Here is a 2,020-nt window from a genome sequence, read left to right on the forward strand (position 1 = left end):
GGCCGGGTAGACCTGGGTAGTCGCCCACCCAGGCCCCCCACAGATCCAGACGTGCGCGTCAAACGCATCTGGCTCTTCATCTCATGACTTCGCTACGCCACTCCGCAGACCGTGGACCACACGGGCGCGAGGAAGACTGTATCGCTTCTCCATGCGAAGGAACTCCTCCCACGTCACATCACCATCGCGGCGTCGCCGAGACAGCTTGCTTCGCCAGATCTTTCGCACTCCCTCCCGGAATTCCTGGAGGCTGTAGAAGTTACCAATGATCCCGTAGTATCCGTAGTGGCCTTGCAGCTTCCGCGCGAGCTTCTGGTGCTGTTCCTGGATCGGAAGGTGTAGGTTCTTGCGACACCATTCCGATATCGCGGATAACGCGCGCTTGAGTCGGCCATTCGCCGTCTTCCGCTTGACCACCCATTCGCCTCGCTGAGATCGTCCCCAGTAGTGGGTAAACCCCAGAAAGTCGAATGTCGTCGGGTCGGGTGGGGCCCGATCCTCCGTTTCGGAGCCGGCGGCTTGCGGCGGTGCGAACCGCATCAAGCGTGTCTTCTCCGGGTGGACCGTGAGGCCGTACTTGCTCATCCGCTTGGGCAGGACCTCCATGATTCGCTGCGCGTCGTCTTCTCGGGCTGCCCCGATCACAAAGTCGTCCGCATAGCGGATTACGAAGGCTTCTCCTTTCAGGCGGGGGCGAACTTCCTTCTCGAACCACTCGTCGAGCACGTAGTGCAAGAAGATGTTGGCCAAGAGAGGGCTAACTACTCCGCCTTGGGGCGTACCGTCGTCGGGGATGGTTAGGACCCCCTTCTCAAGCACCCCGGCGTTAAGCCATTTGCCGATCAGTCGCAGGATCACACCATCGCGTACCCGTCGCTTGAGGAATTCCCGCAAGTGGTCATGGTCGATCGTGTCGAAGAATTTTCGCAGATCAACGTCCACGATCCAGTCGCCTGCCAGCTTCATCTCCTGTTTCCACAGTGAGTCCAATGCTCCGTGAGCACGGCGTCCGGGGCGAAACCCGTGGGAGACGTCTAGAAAATCCGTCTCGTACACCGGTTCGAGCACCATCAGCACCGCACGTTGGAGGATCTTATCCTCATACGTAGGTATTCCCAGCGGGCGAGTCTCGGTGGCCGAGCCCGCCTTGGGGATATGCACACGACGCACGGGCGGCGCCACGTACGTGCCGGATTTGGCGCGGGCGAGGAGGTCCTGGAGGTTGGCCTCCAGGTGGACCTCATATTCTTCCGCGGTCTCTCCATCCACTCCGACGGCCCCGTCCTTGCGAGTCTGGGCATGGGCTGCGTACATCCATTCGATGTCGATGTGATGCGCCAGGTTCGTGAAGGCCATATCAGGGCAATTCCTGGCGAGTTCTGCGATCCGTTGTCGTTTCGTGGACACGAGATCGGGTCTCGGCGTACCCGGCATGTTTCCCTCCAACGGTTCATAAGACGGCGTCCCCTTCCCTCCCCAGGGTCCCTCGGGTGGTTCCCCTGGCTCAGCGGTAATACGAGACGCTCCGACTCCTTGCCGTCCTTCTCGCCGCGCTTCGTTTCCTTCGCTTGGCGATACCATCGGTTCGTCCCTCGTTCGTCCCCGTCGGCCTCGGACGTGGGCCACGGATCATCCTGGAGTTGGTAAGCCGGGTCTCCAGCCGGCAGTCACGATAGAGACGGCAAGGTCTCCCAAGTTCCCGGGGAACCCTCTTGATCATTCGCCATGTTCCTCCGACCCCGGTGTGACCAGGCAAGCGGGTGGGTCCAAGTGTCGCTAGTGCCTGGCGCGGCCCCCGCGGCTGACCACGGCGAAGGCTCACGACGAGGAAATTTCGGGGCTCAATCACACAGCGTTTGATCGTGCTGTCTACGCTTCGCAGTGACGGTCACCCGCCCCCACGCAAGACTCGCTTCCGGCTGCTGGCCCGGCTCTGCCGGACGGGATTGGTTACCCGCAGGGTTCCGATGAAAGGTTTCACATTCGCAATGATTCCCCTTTCCCGAGCTTCTTGGCGCAA

At 61.1% G+C, this 2,020-nt stretch carries 1 protein-coding gene; it reads right to left on the reverse strand.

The genetic code is table 11. The features are described 5' to 3' along the window. Positions 1-81: 81 nt before the first annotated feature. Entirely contained in the window at positions 82-1,356 is a 1,275-nt protein-coding gene (gene ltrA, locus ACYOEI_RS40985) for a group II intron reverse transcriptase/maturase (RefSeq protein WP_462856461.1), read from the reverse strand. Between the last annotated feature and the right edge of the window lie 664 nt (positions 1,357-2,020).

This window comes from Singulisphaera rosea (assembly GCF_054877945.1).

Excerpts from the sequence above, each read along its gene's own strand:
- ltrA (WP_462856461.1), bottom strand. The coding sequence starts at position 1,356 with ATGGCCTTCACGAACCTGGCGCATCACATCGACATCGAATGGATGTAC.